We start from the raw sequence: 23,096 nt of genomic DNA on the forward strand, positions 1-23,096 counted from the left end.
ATCTCGCGGCATGGCTAGAGAGGATTGCGCGTCATCCGGCTGAGAAGCTGGGCCGTGTAATCAACCATCGGCACGATGCGCGAGTAATTGAGACGGGTCGGACCGATGACGCCGACCGCACCGATGATGCGTTCTTCCTCGTCACGATAGGGTGCGACGATGAGCGACGAGCCGGACAGCGAGAACAGCTTGTTCTCCGAGCCAATGAAGATCCGCACGCCCGGCCCGGTTTCGGCGAGATCGAGGATCTCGATCAGGCTGTCCTTCTTCTCCAGGTCGTCGAACAGCAGCCGCAGCCGGTCGATGTCCTCCGTGCCGGCGAGCCCTTCCAGCAGATTGGCGCGACCTCGAACGATCAGCCTCGCCGGCTTGCCCTCGTCGCTGTCTCCCGCCCAGACGGCAAGCCCGCGCTGCACCAGATCCTGCGACAGCGCGTCGAGTTCCGTCTGCACCTGCTCCTTGAGGCTGGTCAGCTGGGTTCTGAGCTCCGGCAGGGTCTGACCGGCAAGATGCGCGTTGAGGAAGTTCGCCGCCTCGACGAGCTGCGACGAGGTGACGCCTGCGGGCAGGTCGATGATGCGGTTCTCGACCTGATTGTGTTCGCCAACGAGGATGGCAAGCGCCTTGGTCGGCTCCAGCCGGATGAACTCGACATGCTTGAGGATGGGATCGTTCTTGGTGGTGATGACGATGCCTGCCCCGCGGGAGACCCCCGACAGCATCCGTGTCGCTTCCAGCATCAGGCTTTCCATCGGCCGGTCGCGATCGACGGAACGGATCTGCCGCTCGATGCTGGCGCGCTCGTCCGCCGACAGATCACCGACCTGCATGAAGGCATCGACGAAGAAGCGCAGGCCCGTCTGGGTCGGCATGCGGCCGGCGCTGACATGCGGTGCATAGATGAGACCGAGCTCTTCCAGATCGCTCATGACATTGCGGACGGAGGCCGGCGACAGCGACATCGGCAGGAGACGCGACAGATTGCGCGAGCCGAGCGGCTCGCCGGTATCCAGATAGCTCTCGACGATGCGCCTGAAGATCTCGCGCGAGCGATCGTCGAGCACGGACGCGGCTTGGCTTCCCGATGACTGCAGATCCATTCGACGCATGTTACCCGATCATTCCTGTTCTGCCTGAATATAATGACGCAGACCCCGATGGCAAAACGGATTCGCCGCCCGACCGGCTGCGGCACGCCCTTCGGCCGGGTTTTCCTTTGCAAAAGCGCCGCCCGCGCCTTAAGACGCCCTCACGTAACGTCAGGAGATGAGCATGCGACCGTCAGGCAGAAAAACCGATCAGATGCGCAAGGTGAGTTTCGAGCGCAATGTGTCGAAGCATGCGGAAGGCTCCTGCCTCGTCAAGTTCGGCGATACGCACGTGCTGTGCACGGCAAGCCTTGAAGAAAAGACGCCGCCGTGGCTGCGCAATTCCGGCAAGGGTTGGGTAACGGCCGAGTACGGCATGCTGCCGCGCGCCACGGGCGACCGGATGAAGCGCGAGGCAGCTGCCGGCAAGCAGGGCGGCCGCACGCAGGAAATCCAGCGTCTCATCGGCCGCTCGCTGCGCGCCGTCGTCGACCTGGAAGCGCTCGGCGAAAAGCAGATCACCGTCGACTGCGACGTCATCCAGGCGGATGGCGGAACCCGCACGGCCGCCATCACCGGCGGCTGGATCGCACTGCACGACTGCCTGAAGTGGATGGAAGCGCGCAGCATGATCAAGCTCGATCGCGTGCTGAAGGATCACGTCGCGGCAATCTCCTGCGGCATCTTCGCCAGCCAGCCGGTGATCGACCTCGACTACCTTGAGGACTCTGCTGCCGAGACGGACGCCAACTTCGTCATCACCGGAAGCGGTGGCATCGTCGAAGTGCAGGGTACGGCCGAAGGCAAGCCGTTCAGCCGCGAAGAACTCTCGCACCTGCTGGATCTGGCGACCGCCGGCACGGCGCAGCTGGTCGAAATGCAGAAGCAGGCGATCGGCGGCTGAGGTCGGGAGGCAGGGGTTCGCCGCTGCCATCGCCCCCGGATGCAGGTGATGCAGCGCCATGGCAGGAGCAGGCAGCATGACCATCGACGGCATTCTCGAGACAGCCCTTTACGCCGAGGATCTCGATGCAGCGGAACACTTCTACGGCGGCATCCTCGGCCTTCAGAAGCTGATGCGTGCCGGCGACCGCCACGTCTTCTACCGGTGCGGGCCGGGCATCCTGCTGATCTTCAATCCGCACGAGACGGTGAAGCCGCCGCCCGACGATGCGCTGCCGGTGCCGCCGCATGGCGCGATCGGCCCGGGGCATGCCTGCTTCCGGATGGACGGCAAGGCGATTGACTTGACCGTCGAAAAGCTGAACAAGGCCGGCATCCCCATCGAAAGCGATTTCCGCTGGCCGAATGGCGCCCGCTCGATCTATTTCCGCGATCCGGCCGGCAACAGCCTGGAATGCGCGGAACCGAAACTCTGGAACCTGTAGGTCCGACATGCGCAAGCTCGAAACCCGCACCATCGTCGTTGCCAGCCACAATGCCGGCAAGATCCGCGAGATTGCCGATCTTATCGGCCCCTTCGGCTTTTCCGCCAAGTCTGCAGCGGAACTAAGCTTCGCCGAGCCGGACGAAACAGGGACAACGTTCGAGGAAAACGCGGCGATCAAGGCGCTGGCTTCGGCCAAGGCATCGGGCCTGCCGGCGCTGTCTGACGACAGTGGCATCGTCATCGACGCGCTGGATGGCGCGCCCGGCGTCTACACGGCCAACTGGGCCGAGCGCGAGGATGGCACCCGCGACTTTCCCTGGGCAATGCAGAAGGTCGAGACGGCGCTGCAGGACAAGGGCGCGACGACGCCGGAGGCTCGCACCGCGCGTTTCGTCAGTGTTCTCTGCCTTGCCTGGCCAGACGGCCATACGGAAATGTTCCGCGGCGAAGTGGAAGGCGTCATTGCGCCGGAACCGCGTGGCACCCAGGGCTTTGGTTACGATCCGATCTTTCAACCGGACGGTTTCGACACCACATTCGGCGAGATGAGCGCCGAACAGAAGCACGGCTGGAAGCCCGGCGACGCGGAGGCTCTGTCTCACCGTGCGCGCGCTTTCAAGATCTTTGTCGAAACCTGCCTGGAAGGCTGATCCTTGCTGACCGATGCCCCTCTCCTGCCCGATACCGGCGAACCGGGCTTCGGTCTCTACGTGCACTGGCCGTTCTGCGCGGCGAAGTGCCCGTATTGCGACTTCAACAGCCATGTGCGCCACCAGCCGGTCGACCAGCAGCGCTTCGCCGCTGCATTCCTGCGCGAAATGGACGCGATGCGCCTGCTCAGCGGCCCCAAGACCGTCACCAGCATTTTCATGGGCGGCGGCACGCCGTCGCTGATGCATCCGGCGACCGTTGAGGCCATCCTCGACGGCATCGCCAGCCGCTGGCACGTGCCTGCCGGCATCGAGGTGACGATGGAGGCCAATCCGTCAAGCGTCGAAGCCGATCGCTTCCGCGGCTACCGGGCCGCCGGCGTCAACCGCGTGTCGCTCGGCGTTCAGGCGCTGAATGACCGGGACCTGAAATTCCTCGGCCGCCTCCACAATGTCGAGGACGCGCTGAAAGCCATCCGTCTGGCGCGCGAGATCTTTCCGCGGATGAGCTTCGACCTCATCTATGCCCGCCCCGACCAGACGGTCGAGGCGTGGGAACGCGAACTCAACGAAGCCGTCACCTACGCGGTCGATCACCTGTCGCTCTACCAGCTGACCATCGAGGAGGGCACGCCCTTCTACGGCCTGCACAAGGCCGGCAAGCTGATCGTGCCGGACGAGGACCGGGCGGCGGACCTCTACGAAGCGACGCAGCAGATCACAGCCGGTTTCGGCATGCCGGCCTACGAGGTATCGAACCACGCCAAGCCGGGCGCCGAGAGCCGCCACAACCTGACCTACTGGCGCTACGGCGACTATGCCGGCATCGGCCCCGGAGCCCACGGGCGGCTGACCCGCGGTGGCTCGAAGATCGCAACCGCCACGGAGCGTCGTCCCGAAGGCTGGCTGGAACTGGTGGAGCGCGAGGGCCACGGCATGGTGGACCAGGAAATCCTCGGTGGTGACGAACAGGCCGACGAACTGCTGCTGATGGGGCTTCGACTGCGTGAAGGCGTCGACCTCGCCCGCTGGCAGCAGCTTTCCGGACGCGATCCGGATCCGCAGCGCGAGCAGACTTTACTGGAACACGGCTTCATCGAGCGGCTGGGAAATTCACGCCTGCGCTGCACGCCGAAGGGCATGCTGATCCTCGATGCCGTGGTCGCCGACCTCGCCTTCTAGAGGAGACCTGACGCCATGCCTGTCGACGACGCCTTTGCCCGCCGCGACATGGCGATCCTCTACGACAGCTTCAACGCGCACGGCGCCGACCGCGATTTCTATCTCGATTTGGCCGCAGATCCTTCGCGGATTCTCGATATCGGCTGCGGCACCGGACTGCTGACGCTGGCCCTTGCCGCGCGAGGCCATGACGTCACCGGCGTCGATCCGGCAGCCGGAATGCTCTCTGTTGCCCGCGACAAGGACGAGGCAGGTCTGGTTCGCTGGATCAAGGCCGGTGCCGATCAGCTTGAGCTTCCGGAGCGTTTCGATCTGGCGATCATGACGGCGCACGTCTTCCAGGTGTTTCTCGACGACCGGGAGACTTCGGCGGCGCTGACCAACATCCATCGCCACATGGTGTCGGGCGGACGGCTCGTTTTCGAGAGCCGCAATCCCGATGCCCGCGCCTATGACGGCTGGACGCAGGAGCGGACCCTCCAGACTACGGAGGTGCCGGGCATTGGTCCGGTCGAGGTGTTCTACCAGGTCCGCCAGCGCGACGGCGAGCACATCAACGTCGATGCGGTGTTCACGCTGCTCGAGACCGGAGAGCGGCGGATCAGCGAAAGCACGCTGCGCTTCGCGCCGAAGGACAAGATCGTCGCGCTCGTCGAGGAGGCGGGCTTCCGGATCGAGTCGGTCTTCGGCGACTGGGACCGCTCCTCCTTCGGCCCGGCGAGTCCCGAGATCATCGTCATCAGTGCCGCCTGAGGCTTTGCTCAGGGACGAGCAGGCCGCAGACGGCGCCAGAGACGTCCGTCGATGGCTGCCAGCCCCGCTGCCACCAGCAGCAGACCGAAGAGATGGCGTAGTTCCAGCTCTTCGCCGAGAACAAGCGCTGCAAGCAAGATGGTGAGCGGCGGCCATGCCTGCACCAGGATACCGTTGAACAGAAACGAGCCGCCCCAGAGGATGGACAGGGCTGCCAGCATCAGCCATTCGAGCGCGTTCATCTGTCGTTGCATCGGCCTCTCCGTCGGTCTCTGCTGCTACTCGATCAGCCGCGCGACCGCCACCCGAAACGAGACTGTCCCGGTGTTGCCGCCCAGCTGCGCCGGCGTCACTTGGCCATTCCCCAGACATGCAGCCATTCGGTCGATTGCCGATCATAGCCGCTGCCGGTCTCGCCGCTGATCTCCAGCGAGGCCCACGGCAGCGTTGCATAGGTAGCCTCAAGCTCTTCCGCCGACGGGTAGTTGTAATAGCGCCCGAGGCCGTCGCGCCCGTCGCCGTTGCCTGCCTTGTAGCTCGCATAGAAGATCCCGCCCGGTCGCAGCGCCCGATGGATGCGGACGAGAATGCCGGCAAGCTCCGGCCGTGGTACATGCAGGAGACAGGCGTTCGCCCAGATGCCGTCGAACGTGCCGACCGCCTCGATATCGGCAAAGCGCAGTACCGGAACGTCGACGCCAAGGCGCCGTGCCGCCTCCTCGGCCATCTCCCGGGTGCCGTCGGTCGGAATGACATCCAGACCGCGTCCGATCATCCAGGCGCTGTCGCGGCCATTGCCGCAGCCTAACTCCATGACGCGCGCATTCTCTCGAAGCCGAGCCACGAACCGCTCGAGCCGGGTATGGTTCGGCTCTCGGCTGTGCGCCGCATAGGCGGCGCTGTTGCTGGCGTAGAAGAGGTCGGTTGGATCATCGTCGACTGCCATCCGGGCCCCCGCCCCGCCTACCGTTGTGACAGAAGAAGCTTGGTGCCGAAGCCGACGAAGACGGTCGCGACGCCAAGATCGATCTTGCTCTTCGCCTTCAGGTAGGCGGCAGCCACGCGCGGATGGGTGATCAGGCCGATGAGGCATGTGTAGTAGCAGGCAGACACCGTGACCATGACGGCGATCGCTGCAATACCATACAGGAACGGCGTGCCGGCCGGCATGGTGACGGCAAACAGGCTGGCGACGAAAAGCGCCGACTTCGGATTGGCGAGATTGGTGGCAAGCCCCATGCGATAGGCGGTCTTCAGCGGCACGGCGATCCTGGCCATCGCCAGTTCCGGCGCCTGGCGTGCCTTGCGGACATCGAGGAAGACGCGAAGGCCGAGCCACACCAGATACAGCCCACCGACGATCTTCAGCGCCAGATAGGCGAAGGGTGCCGCCTGGAACAGGGCATTGATACCGAGCCAGCCGGCGAGCCCCCAGAGGAAGGTACCGGTGATGGTGCCCATGGCCGCGACGATCGCCACCTTGCGCGGCGCCGTCAGGCAGTAGCGGATGACCAGCAGCGTGTTTGGACCGGGCGTGATGCAGGCAACCGCCCAGATCGTCGCCACCGACAGAAGAAACATCAGACGCCCCCGCTCATCAACCGTGCCGTTGATGAGCCATTGCCAGGCAAACGTCAACGGCTGGAACAGCAGAGCCGGCATGCCTTCTCGGGCGCGCCGGCTCGATCTCATCTGCAGGCCTGATAGATCAGGCGTTGTTCTCGTTGATCAGGCGCTTCAGAAGCTCGATCTCGTGGCTGAGCTTGGTGTCGCCGGAGATCAGGTCCTCGATCTTGCGCACCGCATGCAGGACGGTCGTGTGGTCGCGGCCACCGAAACGCCGGCCGATTTCCGGAAACGACCGCGGCGTCAGCGTCTTTGCCAGATACATGGCGATCTGCCGCGGCTTGACGATGACCCGCGTGCGGCGGTTCGAGACCAGCTCCTGGCGCGACACGTTGTAGTGCCGGGCGACGATCCGCTGGATGTCCTCGATGCGGACGCGCTTGGCTTCGCCGGCACCGACCAGGTGGGCGAGAAGTTCGTCGACGCGTTCGATCGACAGTTCCGGCTCGAACGAACGGCGGAAGACCAGCTGGTTGAAGGCGCCTTCCAGTTCGCGACCGGAATTGGCGACATTGCGGGCCACGTGGCTGAGGATCTCGTCCGGAATGTCGAGCGCGGCATCATCCTGGCGGGCGATCTCGAGGCGACGCTTCAGCATCTCGAAACGCATCTCGTAGTCCGGCGTCTCCATCTCGATGGCAACGCCGCCCTGGAGGCGCGACCGAACGCGCGGATCGAGCGATTCCAGTTCCCACGGAGCGCGGTCAGCAGCCACCACGACCTGCTTGGCGCTGTCGAGCAGCATGTTCAGCAGATGGCAGAACTCGTTCTGGATCATCTTGCCCTGCAGGAACTGCATGTCGTCGATGATCAGCAGGTCGATGTTGCGCAGCGACTCCTTGAGGGTCAGGGCATCATTGTCGCGGATGGCGGTGGCGAACCGCCACATGAAGTATTCGGCGGTCAGGTAGACGACGCGCGGATTGCGGCTGCTGCCGACGGCAGCGTTGGCGACCGCCTGGAGGAGGTGCGTCTTGCCGAGGCCGACGCCCGAATGGATGAACAGCGGGTTGAAGCGGACAGCACTCGCACCGGCTTCGGCGATGGTCTTGGCGGCTGCCATCGCGACGCGGTTAGACGGACCTTCGACGAAGGTGTCGAAGGTGTAGCGGAAGTCGAGCGGCGAGCCGAACAGCGGTGTGCCGTGGCTTTGACGGGCGGCAGGCACCGGCTGTGCAGCGACGGGAAAGCTGGCGATCTGGCCGAGTGCCTGCGGGCCCGTGCGGCGCTGCGGCTGCGGTGCTGCCAGTTCGCCGGCGACCGCCGGGCGGTCCTCGCTGGCCGGGCGGACCGCACGGCTGGCGGTGCGCACCAGGATCTCCACCTTAAGGATCTCCGGATCTTCCGCCTGCAGGATGGCAGTGATCTGGTCGAGATAGCGGTTGTTGATCCAGGACTTCAGAAAGGTGGTCGGCACGCTGAGGCGCACGACGCTCTTGGACGATGAATGCAGTTTCAGACGACCGAACCAACTGGCGTAGACTTCCGGTCCTACCTGAGCCTTCAAGCGCGCGCTGAAACGCTCAAATAGTGCATCATGCTTCATGTCCGATTTTTTCCCTTCCGCCTGGGAGCAAATTGAAACGCCAGACTCCGAGGCCTGGTTCCCACTCTCCAGCGCCCGGGTCGATACCGTATTCATCTGCATTCTGTGCCGCCTTTTCAATCGTTGCCCGCCGGCCGGATTGCCCGACCGTCAAGATATCTGTTCTTTCGTGCGAGGGTCGGTTTCTCGTCAAACCGCCCATGCCCCATCTCGTTCGGCTGCGCCGCGTCGGCACTGCCCGGCAAGGTCAGAAAGCCGACCAGCCGCGGACGCTCCCCAAGCGCCCCTTCGAGACCCCCACCTCGTGACAGGGGGTCTCAAAACATTTCCTTTCACTGCCAGCAGATGCGACGCCCCGCACCCGACACACTGAACACTCCAGGTTTTTCATCGACACACAGAGACTGGCCCGGTTATCGCATGATACCCGGTGCACAACTCTGAGTTACGTGAAAAGAACGGGAAGTTACCTGAACCCGTTGCAAGCGCCAAAGGGCCAATACGCCGGTAAAACCGGTGTGCATCAGGACCTTCCCGGGAAGTTCTCCCCGCTCTTGCTGGGCTTATTAAGGCAGGATCGAGAGGCGAGATCAACGATGAATTTTACGCAAATTCTAGAGCCGAGCGTTGACTCTCAGGCGCCAATTTGACTCGGCAGACCCCCATCGGAGGAGAATCTCAGTCGAATCAAAGGGATTCAATTTTGGCGGTCTGCGGGAGGATGTGTGACGGCGTCAAAATAAAAATTCGCTTGACTACATGCCGGACCCGAGGCGTCCCCAACAAATTGGCCCGACGATGGGCCTCCTCCATCATCTGCTTGAAAAAACTGGGCTTTTTCTGTCATGCCGGCGTCACAGGCGCGGCTAAATCAGCCAGTTCTAATTTCCAAACGTCAGGAAACACGAAAAGCCCGGTCAATGACCGGGCCAATTTCGTGACAGATGTTTATGACGGAATTAGGCCGAGAGGGCCTTCACGCGCTGTGCCAGACGCGACACCTTTCGCGATGCCGTGTTGCCATGCATGACGCCCTTCTGGGCGGCGCGCTGCAGTTCCGGCTGAGCCGCCCGCAGGGCTTCGGCTGCGATTGCCACATCACCCGTTGCGATCGCTTCTTCGACCTTGCGGATGAAGCCACGAACGCGCGAGCGACGAGCCTTGTTGATTGCGGTGCGGCGTGCGATCTTGCGGGTCGCCTTTTTCGCCGAAGTTGTATTGGCCATCTCTGCCTCTCTTCGAATTCGAACAAAAACTCCCCCGCCGCCGCGCCTGGTCCTTGCGACCTGTCATCCAGCAATTTGGGAGCAATGGAGGAAGCCGTCAAAGGCTTTCCCAACTGTGGGCGGCGATATAACCGGAATGCGGGTTTCAGTCAACGCGCATTTTTCACCGCAGCTGCCTTCCTCTTCCCGGAATGCCCCCAATCATGGATTCAATCCTGGCAGACCGGGCAGAAGAAAGTCGAGCGGCCGGACTGGACGATGCGGCTTACCGTTCCGCCGCAGCCGTCCCGACGGCAGGGCTCGCCCTCCCGATCATAGACCGAAAAGCTGTGCTGGAAATAGCCGAGCGAGCCATCGGTCTGGATATGGTCGCGCAACGAGGATCCACCCGCGGCGATGGCATCGGCGATCACCTCGCGGATCGCCGTCGCCAGCACCGGCAGCGCTGCCTTCGCCCGGCCGGTCGGCGTCACCAGGCTTCCGGCCTTGCGCTTCGGCGAAAGCCTCGAGCGCCACAGCGCCTCGCAGACGTAGATATTGCCAAGCCCGGCGATCACCGTCTGGTCGAGCAGGATGCCCTTCAGCGGCTGCGCACGATCCCTGAACCGCTCCGCCAGATAGGCGGCGTCGAGGAGATTGCCGGTCGGCTCCGGACCGAGCCCCGAAAAGGCCGGATAGAGATCGAGATCGGCCCGCGGCCACAGATGCATGAAGCCGAAGCGCCGGGGATCGTTGTAGACGACCCGCACCGGCCTGCCCTCGTGCTCCAGGTGAAAGATCACGTGGTCGTGCTTCTCGTCCTTGGAGCGCGGGTGGTGGAAGGTGCCCGGAACCTCGGCCGCATCGTCCTCCTCGATGCGGAAGGAGCCGGACATGCCGAGATGGGCGATCAGCGTCGTGCCGTCATCGAGGTCGATCAGCAGGTATTTCGCCCGCCGGCCAAGACCGATGATGCGCCGTCCCGAGACGCGCTCGGCAAATGCTTGCGGGAAGGGAAATCGCAGATCGCCGCGGCGTGTCTCCAGGCGCCGGATCGTCGCCTTTTCCATTGTCGGCGCAAGGCCGCGCCGCACGGTCTCCACCTCTGGCAATTCGGGCATCGGTTTCCTAAGTTCCTGTTTCCAACGGCGTGTCCGGTGCTTTATAGACCAGCGCAAAGTGCCGCACCTGCGGCGAAAGATAGTATCGCAGCCGCGACTTCGCTATGGTCGCTTGGCGAGCATCGAGAGGATAGTGAAGCCCATGGCCGATAGCCGAACCTCAGCCGAAGGCGGCATGGAAACCTCCTATGGCTTCCGCGACGTGGCGGAAGGCGAAAAGCAGGGCCTCGTCAACGACGTCTTCCACAAGGTGGCCAAGCGCTACGACATCATGAACGACGTGATGTCGGCCGGCATGCACCGGGTGTGGAAAGACAGCATGGTCGCAGCGCTCAATCCGCGACGGGATCCGTCCTACAAGGTTCTCGACGTTGCCGGCGGCACCGGAGACATCGCATTCCGCATCGTCGAGGCATCGAACCGGCTGGCGCACGCCACCGTGCTCGACATCAACGGCTCGATGCTCGGCGTCGGTGCGGAACGGGCGGCCAAGCGCAAGCTTTCCGACAATCTGACTTTCGTCGAGGCGAACGCCGAGGAACTGCCGTTCGAAGCCAACAGCTTCGATGCCTATACGATCGCCTTCGGCATCCGCAACGTGCCGCGCATCGATGTGGCGCTGTCGGAAGCCTACCGGGTGCTGAAGCGCGGCGGCCGCCTGCTGGTGCTCGAATTCTCGGAAGTCGAGATGCCGTTGCTCGACCGTTTCTACGACCAGTGGTCGTTCAAGGCGATCCCGCAGTTCGGCAAGATGATCACCGGCGAAGCCGAGCCCTACCAGTATCTGGTGGAGTCGATCCGCAAGTTCCCCAACCAGGAAAATTTCGCCGCGATGATCCGCACCGCCGGCTTCTCGCGCGTCACACATACCAACTATACCGGCGGCATTGCCGCCCTGCACTCCGGCTGGAAGCTGTAGGTATGACGACAGGCTGCAAACGAGCCGGAGCGGGCCGATGAGCACGATCGGCGCCTATTTCCGCCTTGCCCGCGTCGGCTGGGTTCTGGTGCGCGAGGGCGTGGTTGCGGCTTTGCCGAGCCAGGGCCTTCCACCGATCGTCGTGCTTGCCAAGTCCGTCGCCCAGATCTTTACGCGACCGGCCTCGATCCAGGAGAGCCGCAGCGTCCGCCTGACGCGCGCCGTCGACCGGCTCGGACCATCCTACGTCAAGATCGGCCAGTTCCTCGCAACGCGCCCGGACGTCGTCGGTGTCGACTGGGCACTGGACCTTTCGATGCTGCAGGACCGCATGGCGTTCTTCCCGACCGACATCGCCAAGAGCAGCATCGAGATGTCGCTCGGCCGGCCGATCAGCGACCTTTATACTCGCTTCGACGAGCCGCTGGCGGCGGCCTCGATCGCTCAGGTTCACCAGGCCAGCGTACGGTATCCCGACGGCGACCGGACGGTAGCGGTGAAAGTGGTGCGGCCCGGTGTGCGCCAGCGTTTCGCCCACGACATCGAGAGCATGTATCTGATCGCCCGCATGCAGGAACGGCTGATGTCTTCGGCCAAGCGCCTGCGGCCGATCGAGGTGACGCGGACGCTTGAGCAGACCACCAAGCTGGAGATGGACCTGCGCCTCGAGGCCGCAGCACTGTCGGAAATCGGCGAAAACACCAAGGACGATCCGGGCTTCCGGGTGCCGAAGGTGGATTGGGAACGTACCGGCCGCGACGTCATCACCATGGAATGGATCGACGGCATCAAGATGTCGGACGTCGACGGCTTGAGAGCCGCGGGCTACGACCTGGAGAAGCTCGCCGAGACGCTGATCCAGTCATTCCTGCGTCATACGCTGCGCGATGGCTTCTTCCATGCCGACATGCATCCCGGCAACCTGTTTGTCGATCCGGACGGGTTGATCGTCGCGGTCGACATGGGCATTGTCGGGAGGCTGGGCCGCAAGGAACGCCGGTTCCTTGCCGAAATCCTCTACGGCTTCATCACCCGCGATTACCTGCGCGTCGCGGAAGTGCATTTCGAGGCCGGCTACGTTCCGCCGCATCACGATGTGGCAAGCTTTGCCCAGGCGATCCGCGCCATCGGCGAACCAATCCACGGCCAGCCGGCCGAGACAATCTCCATGGCCCGTCTGTTGGCTCTGCTGTTCGAGGTGACCGACCTCTTCGAGATGCAGACACGACCCGAGCTGATCATGCTGCAGAAGACCATGGTGGTGGTCGAGGGCGTGGCGCGCATGCTCGACCCGCGCTTCAACATGTGGCGGGCGGCAGAGCCCGTGGTCGGCAGTTGGATCCGCGACAACCTGGGACCCAAGCGGATCGTCGCCGACATGCGCGACGGGCTGAAGGCGGCGATGAAGCTTGCCGAGGCGGCACCGGATATCGCCGCAAAGACGGAGCGCTTCCACCAGCAGCTGCTGCACATGACAGAGCACGGCGGGCGTTTCGACCCAGCTACGGCGGAAGCGATCGGCAAATCGGAAGCCAGGCACAGCCGGTTCGGCCGCGCGGCACTCTGGGTGATCGCCGCGGCGATGGTCTACATCGCCATACAGATCGGTTGACCGCAGGGCGGCTGGCGTACGGAGCGCAGTGACAGGCGGACGCGCAGCGACCAAGGCCTTCATTTCGCCCGTTTCTTCATGGTTTGTTAAGAAAACATTCCTTGGAGATGGACTAGATGGCGCTTGGCGCTTCGCACCGGCTGCATGACGGGGTCGCCGCCGTCGAAACCATGACCCGCTTTGCGCTGGCCGTGCTGGCGCTGGCCTCCGGCGTCTACACCTATCTCGGCGTCCGCAGCATCCTCGACGGCTCGCCGACGGCTGTCTTCTTCGCCGCCATCATCTATTCCGGCTCGGTATCCGTCGCCATCTACGCCTTCTGGTCCTACATGGCGCGGTTCTTCCCGCATGTCACGGGGCCTGCGGCACGTGGCGCGATGCTCGGCGTCATGGCGCTCGGCTGCGCGATGATCATCGCCATGTCGAGCTGGCTGAATGCGGCAGCACTTGCCGGATCCGCCGCTCTCGAGCAGCATCTGGCGGAGACGGTCGAAGGCTATACCGGCGATCTCGATCGGGCGCACCAGAACGCGCTGGCAGCCCAGAGCCTGCTGCCGGACATCCAGCGGGCCTCCGAGCGCTTTGCGCAGCTTGCCGATGCCGAGCGCCAGTCGGGCGCGCTCACCGGCACCACGGGCGCCGGCAGTGTCGTCGCCCTTTTGTCGCAGATGTCGGCCCAGCTGAAGGAGCTGGAGAACGGCATCAACGCCTCGCGCGAGCAGGTGGCAAACCTCTTCGGCGAAGGCCAGAAGCGATTGGCGACCATGCGTACGCTGGTTTCGGCGCCGGGTGCCATCGCTCCGCGCGCCGACCAGTTCTCGTCGGAAGTCGTGGCGCTGACCGGCGTCGTCACCTCGCTCAACCAGACCTCTATCGCGCCTTCCATCCGCCGCGCCGCCGATGATCTTTCACTCGGCTTCATCGCGCCGGTGGCGGATGGCCAGGCAGCTGATCTCGCCAACCGGCAGGACCAGGTGATGGAGACGATCCGCACTTCGGTCGCTGCCCAGTCCAAGGTGCTGAGCCAGGCCGCCGACGAGATCCTGTCGCGCCCGCCGGTCGCCGAGCGTCGCTTCGTGCCGCTGTCTTCTGCCGAGGCCGTGCTGCGCTATGCCTCGGACTTCATTCCGGCCTGGGCCGGCGCCATCTCCATTGACCTTCTGCCGGCCGTGCTGGTGTTCATCTTGCCACCGTCCACGGCGCCATCCGTCGCCAAGAGGAGGGCCTGCCGTTTGCGCAGCGCATCACCGCGGCCGAACTGCTGGAGGCGATCGAGGTGCAGCGGGCGCTGACCGATCGCGGCATCGACATCCGCGAGGCCGTGGCAAGGGCCGACGAGCGCGACCGTGCGGAGGCGCTGCGGCAGGAGCCGAACACGGATCCTCGGTCTCGGGAGGATGTCAGCGAGCCGGCAGGCCGTGAACCGGCGACCACCGATCCCGATGATCACAAGGTCACCAGCCTTGAACTCGGCAAGCTGCCCCGCAAGGGTCCGACCTCATGAGGTGTGGCGCATGAGGCCCAACCAGGCGCTAGGCCGCTTCTGGCACGCGGTTGCCACCGCCGACGACGGCGTTCTGATGCGCGGCGCCTTCTTCGGCCTGCTGGCGACGGCGGCAGTGTTTCTGGTCATCGACGTCCGCGAGATCTACCAGACAGCCAGTCAGGAACTGCCGGGATTTGATCCGCAGCGCACCGGCCAGCCGGTGCTGCCGCCGGCACTGACCGACGGAAAGCCGCACGAGGCCCCGGTGCAGCCGGAGACCGACGCCGAGGTGCTGCGCCAGCCGATCCGCTTCGAGTTGAAGACCGGCGGGATCCTCAGTGCCGAGGGCGCCATCGATCCCGGTGCCGCGGCACGCTTTGCCGCGGAGATCGAGGCGCGCGGCGAGTATGTAAAGGTAATCTCGCTCAATTCTCCCGGCGGGGCTGTCGAGGATGCGCTCGCCATGTCGACACTGATCCGCGACAAGAAGCTGACGACGCGCGTTGCCAAGGGTGCGCTCTGCGCCTCCTCCTGCCCGATCGTGATGGCTGGCGGCGCGGTGCGCGAGGCGGAGAAGGATGCGGTCATCGGCGTCCACCAGGTGTTCAACGGCGGCACGGATCGTCCCTCTCCCGAACAGGCGATGTCCAGCGCCCAGACGGCAACCGCACGCGTGGCGCGCCATCTGGACGAGATGGGCATCGGCTCGGGCCTTTGGTTCCATGCGCTGGAGACACCGCCGGACAGGCTTTACTATCTTACCGAGGCGGAGCTGAAGCAGTTCAAGCTGGTGACCGAGCCGCCGGCCACGGCCAGGAAGAAGTCCTGAACTCAGCCGTTGACAGAACCGTTTCCATTTCTGTGAAAAGGCTTTAGGTTCCGGCCGAACCCCGACGGGAGAGGTCCATGGAGCTTGCCGGCAAGCGCGTCCTTCTGATCATTTCCGGTGGCATTGCCGCCTACAAGAGCCTCGACCTGATCCGACGTCTGCGCGAACGGGGCGCCAGCGTGCGTCCGGTGATGAGCCGCGCGGCTCAGGAATTTATCACGCCGCTTGCGGTGGGGGCGCTGGCTGCGAGCCATGTCTACACCGATCTGTTTTCCCGCGAGGACGAGCAGGACGTCGGGCACATCCGGCTGGCGCGCGACTGCGACCTGGTGGTGGTGGCACCGGCAAGCGCCGACCTGATGGCGAAGATGGCGCATGGGCTTGCCGACGACCTGCCGAGCGCCGTGCTGCTGGCGACCGATCGTCCGGTGCTGCTGGCACCAGCGATGAACCCTGTCATGTGGAACGCCGCGCCCACGCGCCGCAATATCGAGACCCTGAAGGCGGATGGCCGCCACATGATCGGTCCCATGAGAGGCGAGATGGCCGAGAGTGGCGAGGCCGGCACCGGCCGCATGGCCGAGCCGCTGGAGATCGTCGCGGCCGTCGTTTCCCTCTTGGCGCCGGGCGAGAGGCCGCTTGCCGGACGGCGCGCCATCGTCACCTCCGGCCCGACGCATGAGCCGATCGATCCGGTGCGCTACATCGCCAACCGCTCGTCGGGAAAGCAGGGCCATGCGATCGCCGCAGCCCTTGCAAGGCTCGGCGCAGACGTGACGCTGGTGTCCGGCCCGGTGACGATCGCCGATCCTGCTGGCCTGCGCACCATCCATGTGGAGACGGCCGAGCAGATGCTGGAGGCGGTTCTCGGTGCCTTGCCTGCCGATATTGCCGTCATGGTGGCGGCTGTCGCCGACTGGCGGGTGGTCGGGGCGGCAGGCCAGAAGATCAAGAAGCTGCCCGGTTCAGCGCCGGCACCGCTTGCGCTTGCGGAAAACCCCGACATCCTGAAGACCATCGGCCACCATGCTGAGCGGCCGACCTACGTGGTGGGCTTTGCCGCCGAGACGCAGGATGTCGAGGAAAACGGGCGACGCAAGCTGCAGGCCAAGGGCGCCGACATCATCGTTGCCAACGATGTCTCGCCCGACACAGGCATCATGGGTGGCGATCGCAATCGGGTGAAGCTGATTTCGAAGGCCGGCGTCGAAGAGTGGCCGGATCTTGGCAAGGACGAGGTCGCCGCGCGGCTGGCGTCACGCATCGCCGCAGAACTTTCGGGCGGCTAGGCGCGATCAGACGAAACCGCTGGCGAGGCCTGCGGCAGCACCGAGCCCCAGCACCGCCACCGGATGCGCGCGGGTGAAGATCGTCAGGGCGGCGGCACCTGCCGTGATGACGGCAAGCGGCAGCGAGTGAACGCTGGCGACCGTGATGACCGAGGCACTGGCGGCCACCAGGCCGGCGGTGACCGGCACCAGTCCGCCCTGCACCACCGCCCGCCACGGCCGGTCGCGAAACCGTTCCCAAAGCGTCACCGCAAAACAGGTGATCAGCGACGAGGGCAGGAATTTTGCGAGCGAACTGACCGCCAGGCCCGGAAGCCCCGCGACATGCCAGCCGATCAGCGGCACGATCATCATGTTCGGGCCGGGTGCCGCCTGCGCCAGAGCAAACAGGGCGCTGAACTCCTGCGGCGTCACCCAGTGCTGCACCTCGACCACGCGCCGCTGCATTTCCGGCAAGATGGAATTGCCGCCGCCGAAGGCGATCAGCGACAATTCGGTGAAGATGACGGCAAGCGCCACAAGCGTCGGGATCATCGGCGCATCCTCCAGCTGATCAGAATGGAAAGCGGCGCGAGGCAAAGCATCGTCGCCAGCAGTGGCATGCGCAGCAGCGCAATGGCGACGAACATCGCCGCCACCACCGCCAGCGCCCAGGGTTGCCCGAGAAGCGGCCGCATCACCTTCCAGGCAAGCGAGATCAGCAGGCCGGCAGCGGCTGCCGCGAGGCCGGCAAATAGCGCCTGTACCTGCGGCTCGTCGCGGTAGCGATCGTAGACGACGCCGAGACAGATGACGATCACGGTGGGTGCCGCGATGATGCCGAAGATCGATGCCAGCGCACCGCGCCAGCCGCGGAACCGCATGCCGACGGCCACGGACATGTTGATGATGTTGCCTCCCGGCAGGAACTGGCAGAGCCCCAGCAGATCGGTAAACTCTTCCGGTGTTAGCCAGCGGCGATCCTCCACCAGCATGCGACGCGCCAGAGGCAGAACACCGCCAAAGCCGATCAGCCCAAGGCCGAGAAAACCGGTGAACAGCTGCGCGCAGGTCGGCGCGGGTGCGACTGTCTCGAGCATGATCGGCTCCGGTGTGAGCGGCCGCCGCAGATCGGCTGCTGGATTGAACGGGGGCTCGCTCCGCGGATCGGACATATCTGTCTTCCTTCGTTTGTCCGCTTTCGCCTAGACCTTCGTTGAACCGTTGTCCAATATATGGTTTCCGCCCATTCCATATCTCAGAGGTATCGCATGCTAGAGCTGCGCCATTTCCGTTATGCCGTCGCGGTCGCCGAGGAGGGACACGTCACCCGCGCCGCCGCGCGGCTGGGCATCCAGCAGCCGCCCCTCAGTCAGCAGATCAAGGCACTGGAGGAGATGATAGGCGCGCCGCTGTTTCGCCGGCTGCCACGCGGCGTCGAATTGACCGATGCGGGCCGCGCTTTCATCGACCGGGCGCGACAGGTGCTGGCCGACGCGGACGGCGCGATGGAGGCGGCGCGCCGGGCTGCACGCGGGGAAACCGGGGCGCTGGCAATTGGTTTCACCAGTTCTGCCGCGTTTCACCCGCTGGTGACCAGCGTGATGCGCGGATTTCGCCTGTCGGCGCCCGACCTTTCGCTGCGCCTGGAGGAAGGATCGACCACGGAGCTGACAGCCGAACTCGCGGCCGGACGGCTGGACGCCGCCTTCATCCGCGCCGGAAGCGAACGGGCGGCGATTGATCGGATGGACGAACTGGTCATTGAGCAGGTGGACGAGGAGGAGATGCTGCTCGCGGTTCCCGACCACCATCCGCTGAGCGCCTCGCGCGCCGCCGAACGGATCGATCTGGCAGACCTCGCCAATGAGACCTTCATTCTCTATCGCCGGCCGAGCAGCCAGTTTCTCTACGACCAGATCATTGCCGCCTGTCGCGCTGCCGGCTTCAGCCCGCGGATCGCCCAGGAGGCCCCGAAAATGGTGTCGACGCTGAGTTTCGTGGCTGCGGGCCTGGGCATGTCGGTGGTGCCGGAATCGATGGCGCGGCTGGAAACCTCCGGCGTGACCTATCGCCGTTTCACGCAGAGCGGCAGGCTCGTCGCACCGCTCTACCTCGCCTTCCGGAAGGATAGCGGCGGCGCGCTGCAGCGCTTCATCGAGGCGGCACGGCAATCGGCCCGATCAGCAACGAATGTCCACTCGCCGCCTCAGGCAGCTTCCGCCAGACCGTGAGGCGCAAATCCTACAGTCGACATGCCGGCCTCGGAGACGGTGACGGCGCTGCCGTCGGGGATTTCCATCCATGCGTCGATATCGTCGTTCAGCGGCTCGGACACCAGGCAGTGGCCCGTCCTGCCGCCCATCGGCGCTGCGTAGAGGGTCGGCGGACGATGATCCGTCGCGTAGCGGACGGCATAGAGCGTATCGCCATCGGAGAACGCCGCCGTGAACCGCACCAGCGGATCGAGCTGCTGGTCGAGAGACAGCTGCTCGACGACGGCAATGGTCCGGGCCATCGCGCCAAGTGGATCCTCGGCCAGCCCCATCTCCAGGGCCATCAGGAAGAGCAGTTCGGAATCCGTCGTGCCGGTGCGCGTGTTGAACAACGCGTCACTGAGCGATGCTTCCATCCGCCGACGGATGCGATCGAAGCCGGCGATCTGGCCATTGTGCATGAACGACCAGCGGCCGTGAACGAACGGGTGGCAATTGTCGCGCCGCGTGCCGCCATTGGTGGCCGCCCGGACATGGGCGAGGAACAGCGGCGACTTGATCTGCCGGGCAAGGCTGCGCAGATTGCAGTCCGACCAGGCCGGGAGAATGTCGCGGTAGCGCCCCGGCTCCGGGTGGTCGCCGTACCACGCAATGCCGAAACCGTCGCCGTTGGTCGCAGTCTTGGCACGGCTGGCACAATGGCTCTGCTCGATGAGCGAATGTGCGGGGGAGGAGACGAGCTCCTCGAGATACAGCGGATTGCCGCGATAGGCAGCCCAACGACACATGATCCAGTCCTGCTCCGATCGCCGCCCAAGGCGGCCAGAAACGAGTCGAAAGGATCGAACGAAAGGGTTAACCATTGGTTACCGCGCCGCGCACTCAGCTCACTCTCAGCCGGCGCGCGCTGCGGGTCTGACTACCTGGCAGCATCGCAGCCTGACTGGTCTGCCTCGGCTGAGGGTTGCCTTCTCGCCGGCCTCTCCTACATTCGTCCGCATGTTACCGACCGATACATCACGTGAAGACGGCGCCCTTGCGCCGCAACCGGATGGGCAGGTGCTGAGCGTTCTGCGCAGCCAACCGCAGGCCTACGCTCTCTTCCTCGACATCGATGGAACGCTGATCGATCTTGCCGAGACGCCGGATGCCATTGTCGTACCGCCGGATCTGCCCTCCCATCTCGAAGCGCTTTCGACGCATCTCGACGGAGCGATGGCGCTGGTGACCGGCCGCGCCCTTCCCTATGCCGACCGGCTGTTTGCACCGCTTGTCCTGCCAATCGCCGGCCTGCACGGAGCAGAGCGGCGACGGGCGGACGGCAGCATCGATGCCGCCGACGCCGATCCCGCCTTCAACACGCTGAAGCGCTCGCTGGAGCGGGTGACCGCGGACTGGAAGGGTGTTCTGATCGAGGACAAGGGGGGCGCCGTTGCCGCGCACTTCCGCCAGGCGCCGGAATGGCAGCGGTCGCTGGAGGCCGTCATGAATTCGGCGCTTGAGGAAGCCGGTCCTGACTATGCCCTTCAGAAGGGCAAGATGGTCATCGAGATCCGTCCGGCGCGCGCCAGCAAGGGCGCCGCCGTGCGTGCCTTTCTGTCCGAACCGCCATTTGCAGGCCGCAAGCCGATCACCATCGGCGACGACCTGACGGACGAAGCCATGTTCAAGGCTGCCAACGAGCTTGGCGGCCTGTCTATTCGCATCGGGGAGCCCGGCCATACTGCCGCGCAAGCCACGATCCCGTCCACCGATGCCCTTCGGGCGATCCTGCGCGATCTGGCCGCCGGGATGAGCGGCGGGACGGGACATTCCGGGGAGAGTTTTGCGTGAGCCGACTTGTCGTCATTTCCAACCGAGTTCCGATGCCGGAAAAGAACGGCAACGCGCCGGCCGGCGGTCTTGCCGTGGCGCTTCAGGCCGCCCTCGAAGAGCGCGGCGGGGTGTGGATGGGATGGTCCGGAAAATCCAGCGGTGCGCGTGAGCCGGCGCCCCTCGAACTGACCGAGCGCGGCAACATCACCTATGCGCTGACCGACCTGACCAAGACCGATGTCGAGGAATATTACCACGGCTTCGCCAACCGGGTGCTCTGGCCGATCTGCCACTACAGGCTCGATCTTGCCGAATATGCGCGCAAGGAAATGGCCGGCTACTTCCGGGTCAATCGTTTCTTTGCCCATCGCGTCGCGCCGCTGATCAAGGAAGACGACGTTCTCTGGGTGCACGACTACCACCTGATCCCGCTGGCCGCCGAACTGCGGCAGATGGGCTTCAAGAACAAGATCGGCTTCTTCCTGCACATCCCATGGCCGCCGGCCGACGTGCTGTTTGCCATGCCGGTGCATGAGGAGATCATGCGCGGCCTGTCGCATTACGATCTCGTCGGCTTCCAGACCGACCACGACCTTGAGAATTTTCGCGGCTGCCTGGTGCGCGAAGGGTTCGGCAACGCCATCGGCGATGGGCTGTTCACCTCGAACGGCCGCACCTTCAAGGGCGACTTCTATTCGATCGGCATCGAGACGGCCGCGTTCGCCGAATATGCGCGCAAGGCCGCCAACAGTGTGATGGTGCGCAAGGCGCGCCAGAGCATGGAAGATCGCGACCTGATCATCGGCGTCGACCGGCTGGATTATTCGAAGGGCATCACCCAGCGGATCGATGCCTACGAATCCTTCGTCAACCGCAACCCTGCCGCCCAGGGCAAGGTGACCTATCTGCAGATCACCCCCAAATCCCGTTCCGAAGTGCCGGAATACGAACAGATGCAGCGCACGGTCGCCGAACAGGCCGGCCGCGTCAACGGCGCGCTCGGCGCCGTCGACTGGGTGCCGATCCGCTACATCAACCGGTCGATCGGGCGTCCGGTTCTGGCCGGCCTCTACCGGCTGGCCAAGGTCGGCCTGGTGACGCCGCTGCGCGACGGGATGAACCTGGTTGCCAAGGAGTTCGTCGCGGCACAGGATCCGGAAGATCCGGGCGTTCTGGTCCTCTCGCGATTTGCCGGTGCAGCGCGCGAATTGAAGGGCGCACTGCTGGTCAACCCTTACGACATCGAGGGCACCGCCAATGCCATCGCCCGGGGGCTGACCATGAGCCTGGAGGAGCGCATCCAGCGCTGGCGGGGCATGATGGACCACCTCCTGGAAAACGACGTCAAGCGGTGGTGCGACGACTTCCTGGAGGACCTGGTGAGCGATCAGCCGGTCTCCGCGCCGCCGAGTTCGGACATCAGCCAGGCGCAGAGCTGATCGGTTTCCGGCTTGCGCTCCGCCGGCGGCAGGATCCAGTAGCCGCGCTCCAGGGATGTGAGGACCGGACCTGCCTGGACAAGCAGGCCTGTCGTCAGAAGCTGATCGAGCAGGCCCAGCCAGCCGATCGCCATGCCCTGCTCGGCGATGGCCGCCTGGACCACAAGCGAATAGGTGTTGAAGCGCAGCTCACCCTGACCAGCCGCCTGGGCGTTGCGAACGCCGAGATCCTTGAGGTAGCTCGCCCAGTCGTACCAGGGCGATGGCCCCTGGGCGTCGAGGTGCAGAAGCGTCGCACCGGCGATCTGCGAGGCATCATCCAACGGGCCGTTGGCTGCGAGGAAACCGGGTGCGCAGACCGGCGCCACCCGCTCCGGCATCAGCAGCGTGCCGATGCGGCCGAACTCGCTCAGTGTGCCGAACACCACCGCCACCTCGCCTTCCTCCGACCGGTCGTGATCAGTCCGGTGGGTAGCGACGATCTGGATGTCCATGTCCGGATGACTTTTGCGGAAGGCGTGCATGCGCGGCATCAACCACAACGACGACAGGGCGTAATCCGTCTTCAGGCGGATCGCCGGGCGCTGCGGACGGTGACGGAAGCTCTTGGCCAGCGCATCGAGATCGGCCACGGTGCGCGACACGGTTTCCATCAGTCGCCGGCCTTCCGCCATCAGCGCCACGCCGCGATGCTGGCGCTGCAGCAGGCTCACCTGCAACTGCTCCTCGATACGGCGGATCTGGTAGCTGACGGCCGGCTGGCTCAGTCCCAGACGGCCCGCCGCCAGCGTGAGGTTGCCAGTCCGCCCGACTTCCTGAAAGATCCGCATCCACCCCAAATCGAATTTCGGCTCTGCCATAGAAATTCCTTGTGGCTTCCATCAAAACAAGCCTACTTCACAGCCCTGTTGAAGCCAAGGTTCAATAAACCGTTCGAATAGAAGGGGACAT

At 64.7% G+C, this 23,096-nt stretch carries 23 protein-coding genes and 1 pseudogene; 13 read left to right on the forward strand and 11 right to left on the reverse strand.

Going from position 1 to position 23,096, the window contains the following annotated elements; genetic code table 11:
• Positions 1-14: 14 nt before the first annotated feature.
• Positions 15-1,100, reverse strand: a complete 1,086-nt coding sequence (gene hrcA, locus AAIH46_RS12295; protein ID WP_430306558.1) for a heat-inducible transcriptional repressor HrcA — start codon at positions 1,098-1,100, stop codon at positions 15-17.
• A gap of 172 nt (positions 1,101-1,272) precedes the next feature.
• Between hrcA and rph the strand changes: the two genes are divergently transcribed.
• The 5 genes from rph (at position 1,273) to AAIH46_RS12320 (ending at position 5,063) form a co-directional block, all read left to right on the forward strand.
• Positions 1,273-1,992: a ribonuclease PH gene (rph, locus tag AAIH46_RS12300; RefSeq protein WP_430306142.1), complete on the forward strand. Its 720-nt coding sequence runs from the start codon at positions 1,273-1,275 to the stop codon at positions 1,990-1,992.
• 76 nt (positions 1,993-2,068) lie between these two features.
• The gene (locus AAIH46_RS12305; RefSeq protein WP_430306143.1) at positions 2,069-2,476 is read left to right on the forward strand and encodes a VOC family protein; all 408 of its coding nucleotides are present in this window, start codon (positions 2,069-2,071) and stop codon (positions 2,474-2,476) included.
• Between the two features lie 7 nt (positions 2,477-2,483).
• Positions 2,484-3,128, forward strand: a complete 645-nt coding sequence (gene rdgB / locus AAIH46_RS12310; protein ID WP_430306144.1) for an RdgB/HAM1 family non-canonical purine NTP pyrophosphatase — start codon at positions 2,484-2,486, stop codon at positions 3,126-3,128.
• A 6-nt stretch (positions 3,129-3,134) separates the two neighbouring features.
• The gene (gene hemW / locus AAIH46_RS12315) at positions 3,135-4,310 is read left to right on the forward strand and encodes a radical SAM family heme chaperone HemW (RefSeq protein WP_430306559.1); all 1,176 of its coding nucleotides are present in this window, start codon (positions 3,135-3,137) and stop codon (positions 4,308-4,310) included.
• A gap of 15 nt (positions 4,311-4,325) precedes the next feature.
• On the forward strand, positions 4,326-5,063 hold the full coding sequence (locus AAIH46_RS12320) for a class I SAM-dependent methyltransferase (protein WP_430306145.1): 738 nt from the start codon (positions 4,326-4,328) through the stop codon (positions 5,061-5,063).
• An 8-nt stretch (positions 5,064-5,071) separates the two neighbouring features.
• Here AAIH46_RS12320 and AAIH46_RS12325 read toward each other — a convergent pair whose 3' ends face one another.
• The 6 genes from AAIH46_RS12325 to mutM all read right to left on the reverse strand — a co-directional run bounded on the left by AAIH46_RS12325 (position 5,072) and on the right by mutM (position 10,561).
• Positions 5,072-5,317, reverse strand: a complete 246-nt coding sequence (locus AAIH46_RS12325) for a hypothetical protein (protein ID WP_430306146.1) — start codon at positions 5,315-5,317, stop codon at positions 5,072-5,074.
• A 95-nt stretch (positions 5,318-5,412) separates the two neighbouring features.
• Positions 5,413-6,009, reverse strand: coding sequence for a class I SAM-dependent methyltransferase (locus AAIH46_RS12330; protein ID WP_430306147.1), 597 nt, complete (start codon positions 6,007-6,009; stop codon positions 5,413-5,415).
• Positions 6,010-6,026: 17 nt separating this feature from the next.
• The gene (locus AAIH46_RS12335) at positions 6,027-6,725 is read right to left on the reverse strand and encodes a LysE family translocator (RefSeq protein WP_430306148.1); all 699 of its coding nucleotides are present in this window, start codon (positions 6,723-6,725) and stop codon (positions 6,027-6,029) included.
• Between the two features lie 46 nt (positions 6,726-6,771).
• The gene (gene dnaA / locus AAIH46_RS12340; RefSeq protein WP_430306149.1) at positions 6,772-8,337 is read right to left on the reverse strand and encodes a chromosomal replication initiator protein DnaA; all 1,566 of its coding nucleotides are present in this window, start codon (positions 8,335-8,337) and stop codon (positions 6,772-6,774) included.
• A gap of 857 nt (positions 8,338-9,194) precedes the next feature.
• Positions 9,195-9,461, reverse strand: coding sequence for a 30S ribosomal protein S20 (gene rpsT, locus AAIH46_RS12345; protein WP_430306150.1), 267 nt, complete (start codon positions 9,459-9,461; stop codon positions 9,195-9,197).
• A 209-nt stretch (positions 9,462-9,670) separates the two neighbouring features.
• The gene (gene mutM, locus AAIH46_RS12350; protein WP_430306151.1) at positions 9,671-10,561 is read right to left on the reverse strand and encodes a bifunctional DNA-formamidopyrimidine glycosylase/DNA-(apurinic or apyrimidinic site) lyase; all 891 of its coding nucleotides are present in this window, start codon (positions 10,559-10,561) and stop codon (positions 9,671-9,673) included.
• A 142-nt stretch (positions 10,562-10,703) separates the two neighbouring features.
• On the opposite strand from mutM, the gene ubiE reads away from it, so the two are divergent.
• From ubiE to coaBC, 5 genes and pseudogenes are all read left to right on the forward strand, one after another.
• Complete coding sequence (gene ubiE, locus AAIH46_RS12355; RefSeq protein ID WP_430306152.1) at positions 10,704-11,480, forward strand: bifunctional demethylmenaquinone methyltransferase/2-methoxy-6-polyprenyl-1,4-benzoquinol methylase UbiE; 777 nt, start codon at positions 10,704-10,706, stop codon at positions 11,478-11,480.
• Between the two features lie 37 nt (positions 11,481-11,517).
• A complete protein-coding gene (ubiB, locus tag AAIH46_RS12360) occupies positions 11,518-13,092 on the forward strand; it encodes a 2-polyprenylphenol 6-hydroxylase (protein WP_430306153.1) in 1,575 nt (524 codons plus the stop codon).
• Between the two features lie 116 nt (positions 13,093-13,208).
• Positions 13,209-14,485, forward strand: a pseudogene (locus AAIH46_RS12365) (hypothetical protein); the annotation flags it as partial.
• A gap of 121 nt (positions 14,486-14,606) precedes the next feature.
• Positions 14,607-15,407, forward strand: a complete 801-nt coding sequence (locus AAIH46_RS12370; RefSeq protein WP_430306154.1) for a hypothetical protein — start codon at positions 14,607-14,609, stop codon at positions 15,405-15,407.
• 77 nt (positions 15,408-15,484) lie between these two features.
• A complete protein-coding gene (coaBC, locus tag AAIH46_RS12375; RefSeq protein ID WP_430306155.1) occupies positions 15,485-16,696 on the forward strand; it encodes a bifunctional phosphopantothenoylcysteine decarboxylase/phosphopantothenate--cysteine ligase CoaBC in 1,212 nt (403 codons plus the stop codon).
• A gap of 6 nt (positions 16,697-16,702) precedes the next feature.
• Here the strand turns inward: coaBC and AAIH46_RS12380 are convergent, their stop codons facing one another.
• Both AAIH46_RS12380 and AAIH46_RS12385 read right to left on the reverse strand, forming a co-directional pair.
• Positions 16,703-17,230 carry a chromate transporter gene (locus AAIH46_RS12380; RefSeq protein WP_430306156.1) on the reverse strand — a complete coding sequence of 176 codons (528 nt, stop codon included), beginning with the start codon at positions 17,228-17,230 and terminating at the stop codon, positions 16,703-16,705.
• Positions 17,227-17,775 carry a chromate transporter gene (locus AAIH46_RS12385; protein ID WP_430306157.1) on the reverse strand — a complete coding sequence of 183 codons (549 nt, stop codon included), beginning with the start codon at positions 17,773-17,775 and terminating at the stop codon, positions 17,227-17,229. The genes AAIH46_RS12380 and AAIH46_RS12385 overlap by 4 nt, the downstream gene beginning before the upstream one ends.
• Positions 17,776-17,910: 135 nt before the next feature.
• Here AAIH46_RS12385 and AAIH46_RS12390 point away from each other — a divergent pair, with 135 nt between their 5' ends.
• Positions 17,911-18,909, forward strand: a complete 999-nt coding sequence (locus AAIH46_RS12390; RefSeq protein ID WP_430306158.1) for a LysR family transcriptional regulator — start codon at positions 17,911-17,913, stop codon at positions 18,907-18,909.
• Here AAIH46_RS12390 and AAIH46_RS12395 read toward each other — a convergent pair.
• A complete protein-coding gene (locus AAIH46_RS12395) occupies positions 18,885-19,679 on the reverse strand; it encodes a class II glutamine amidotransferase (RefSeq protein ID WP_430306159.1) in 795 nt (264 codons plus the stop codon). The two genes, AAIH46_RS12390 and AAIH46_RS12395, sit on opposite strands and share 25 nt — an antisense overlap.
• Positions 19,680-19,950: 271 nt before the next feature.
• Between AAIH46_RS12395 and otsB the strand changes: the two genes are divergently transcribed.
• Entirely contained in the window at positions 19,951-20,724 is a 774-nt protein-coding gene (gene otsB, locus AAIH46_RS12400; RefSeq protein WP_430306160.1) for a trehalose-phosphatase, read from the forward strand.
• Positions 20,721-22,145 (forward strand): alpha,alpha-trehalose-phosphate synthase (UDP-forming), encoded by a 1,425-nt coding sequence (gene otsA, locus AAIH46_RS12405; RefSeq protein WP_430306161.1) that lies wholly within the window; start codon positions 20,721-20,723, stop codon positions 22,143-22,145. Before otsB ends, otsA begins: the two co-directional genes overlap by 4 nt.
• Here the strand turns inward: otsA and AAIH46_RS12410 are convergent.
• Positions 22,094-23,005, reverse strand: a complete 912-nt coding sequence (locus tag AAIH46_RS12410) for a choline sulfate utilization transcriptional regulator (protein ID WP_430306162.1) — start codon at positions 23,003-23,005, stop codon at positions 22,094-22,096. The two genes, otsA and AAIH46_RS12410, sit on opposite strands and share 52 nt — an antisense overlap.
• Positions 23,006-23,096 lie beyond the last annotated feature (91 nt).

Origin of the sequence: Rhizobium sp. 0TCS1.26, assembly GCF_050455525.1 — a bacterium.
Taxonomy (GTDB): domain Bacteria; phylum Pseudomonadota; class Alphaproteobacteria; order Rhizobiales; family Rhizobiaceae; genus Neorhizobium.

Excerpts from the sequence above, each read along its gene's own strand:
- hrcA (WP_430306558.1), bottom strand. The coding sequence starts at position 1,100 with ATGGATCTGCAGTCATCGGGAAGCCAAGCCGCGTCCGTGCTCGACGAT.
- rph (WP_430306142.1), top strand. The coding sequence starts at position 1,273 with ATGCGACCGTCAGGCAGAAAAACCGATCAGATGCGCAAGGTGAGTTTC.
- AAIH46_RS12305 (WP_430306143.1), top strand. The coding sequence starts at position 2,069 with ATGACCATCGACGGCATTCTCGAGACAGCCCTTTACGCCGAGGATCTC.
- rdgB (WP_430306144.1), top strand. The coding sequence starts at position 2,484 with ATGCGCAAGCTCGAAACCCGCACCATCGTCGTTGCCAGCCACAATGCC.
- AAIH46_RS12320 (WP_430306145.1), top strand. The coding sequence starts at position 4,326 with ATGCCTGTCGACGACGCCTTTGCCCGCCGCGACATGGCGATCCTCTAC.
- AAIH46_RS12325 (WP_430306146.1), bottom strand. The coding sequence starts at position 5,317 with ATGCAACGACAGATGAACGCGCTCGAATGGCTGATGCTGGCAGCCCTG.
- AAIH46_RS12330 (WP_430306147.1), bottom strand. The coding sequence starts at position 6,009 with ATGGCAGTCGACGATGATCCAACCGACCTCTTCTACGCCAGCAACAGC.
- AAIH46_RS12335 (WP_430306148.1), bottom strand. The coding sequence starts at position 6,725 with ATGCCGGCTCTGCTGTTCCAGCCGTTGACGTTTGCCTGGCAATGGCTC.
- dnaA (WP_430306149.1), bottom strand. The coding sequence starts at position 8,337 with ATGCAGATGAATACGGTATCGACCCGGGCGCTGGAGAGTGGGAACCAG.
- rpsT (WP_430306150.1), bottom strand. The coding sequence starts at position 9,461 with ATGGCCAATACAACTTCGGCGAAAAAGGCGACCCGCAAGATCGCACGC.
- mutM (WP_430306151.1), bottom strand. The coding sequence starts at position 10,561 with ATGCCCGAATTGCCAGAGGTGGAGACCGTGCGGCGCGGCCTTGCGCCG.
- ubiE (WP_430306152.1), top strand. The coding sequence starts at position 10,704 with ATGGCCGATAGCCGAACCTCAGCCGAAGGCGGCATGGAAACCTCCTAT.
- ubiB (WP_430306153.1), top strand. The coding sequence starts at position 11,518 with ATGAGCACGATCGGCGCCTATTTCCGCCTTGCCCGCGTCGGCTGGGTT.
- AAIH46_RS12370 (WP_430306154.1), top strand. The coding sequence starts at position 14,607 with ATGAGGCCCAACCAGGCGCTAGGCCGCTTCTGGCACGCGGTTGCCACC.
- coaBC (WP_430306155.1), top strand. The coding sequence starts at position 15,485 with ATGGAGCTTGCCGGCAAGCGCGTCCTTCTGATCATTTCCGGTGGCATT.
- AAIH46_RS12380 (WP_430306156.1), bottom strand. The coding sequence starts at position 17,230 with ATGATCCCGACGCTTGTGGCGCTTGCCGTCATCTTCACCGAATTGTCG.
- AAIH46_RS12385 (WP_430306157.1), bottom strand. The coding sequence starts at position 17,775 with ATGCTCGAGACAGTCGCACCCGCGCCGACCTGCGCGCAGCTGTTCACC.
- AAIH46_RS12390 (WP_430306158.1), top strand. The coding sequence starts at position 17,911 with ATGGTTTCCGCCCATTCCATATCTCAGAGGTATCGCATGCTAGAGCTG.
- AAIH46_RS12395 (WP_430306159.1), bottom strand. The coding sequence starts at position 19,679 with ATGTGTCGTTGGGCTGCCTATCGCGGCAATCCGCTGTATCTCGAGGAG.
- AAIH46_RS12410 (WP_430306162.1), bottom strand. The coding sequence starts at position 23,005 with ATGGCAGAGCCGAAATTCGATTTGGGGTGGATGCGGATCTTTCAGGAA.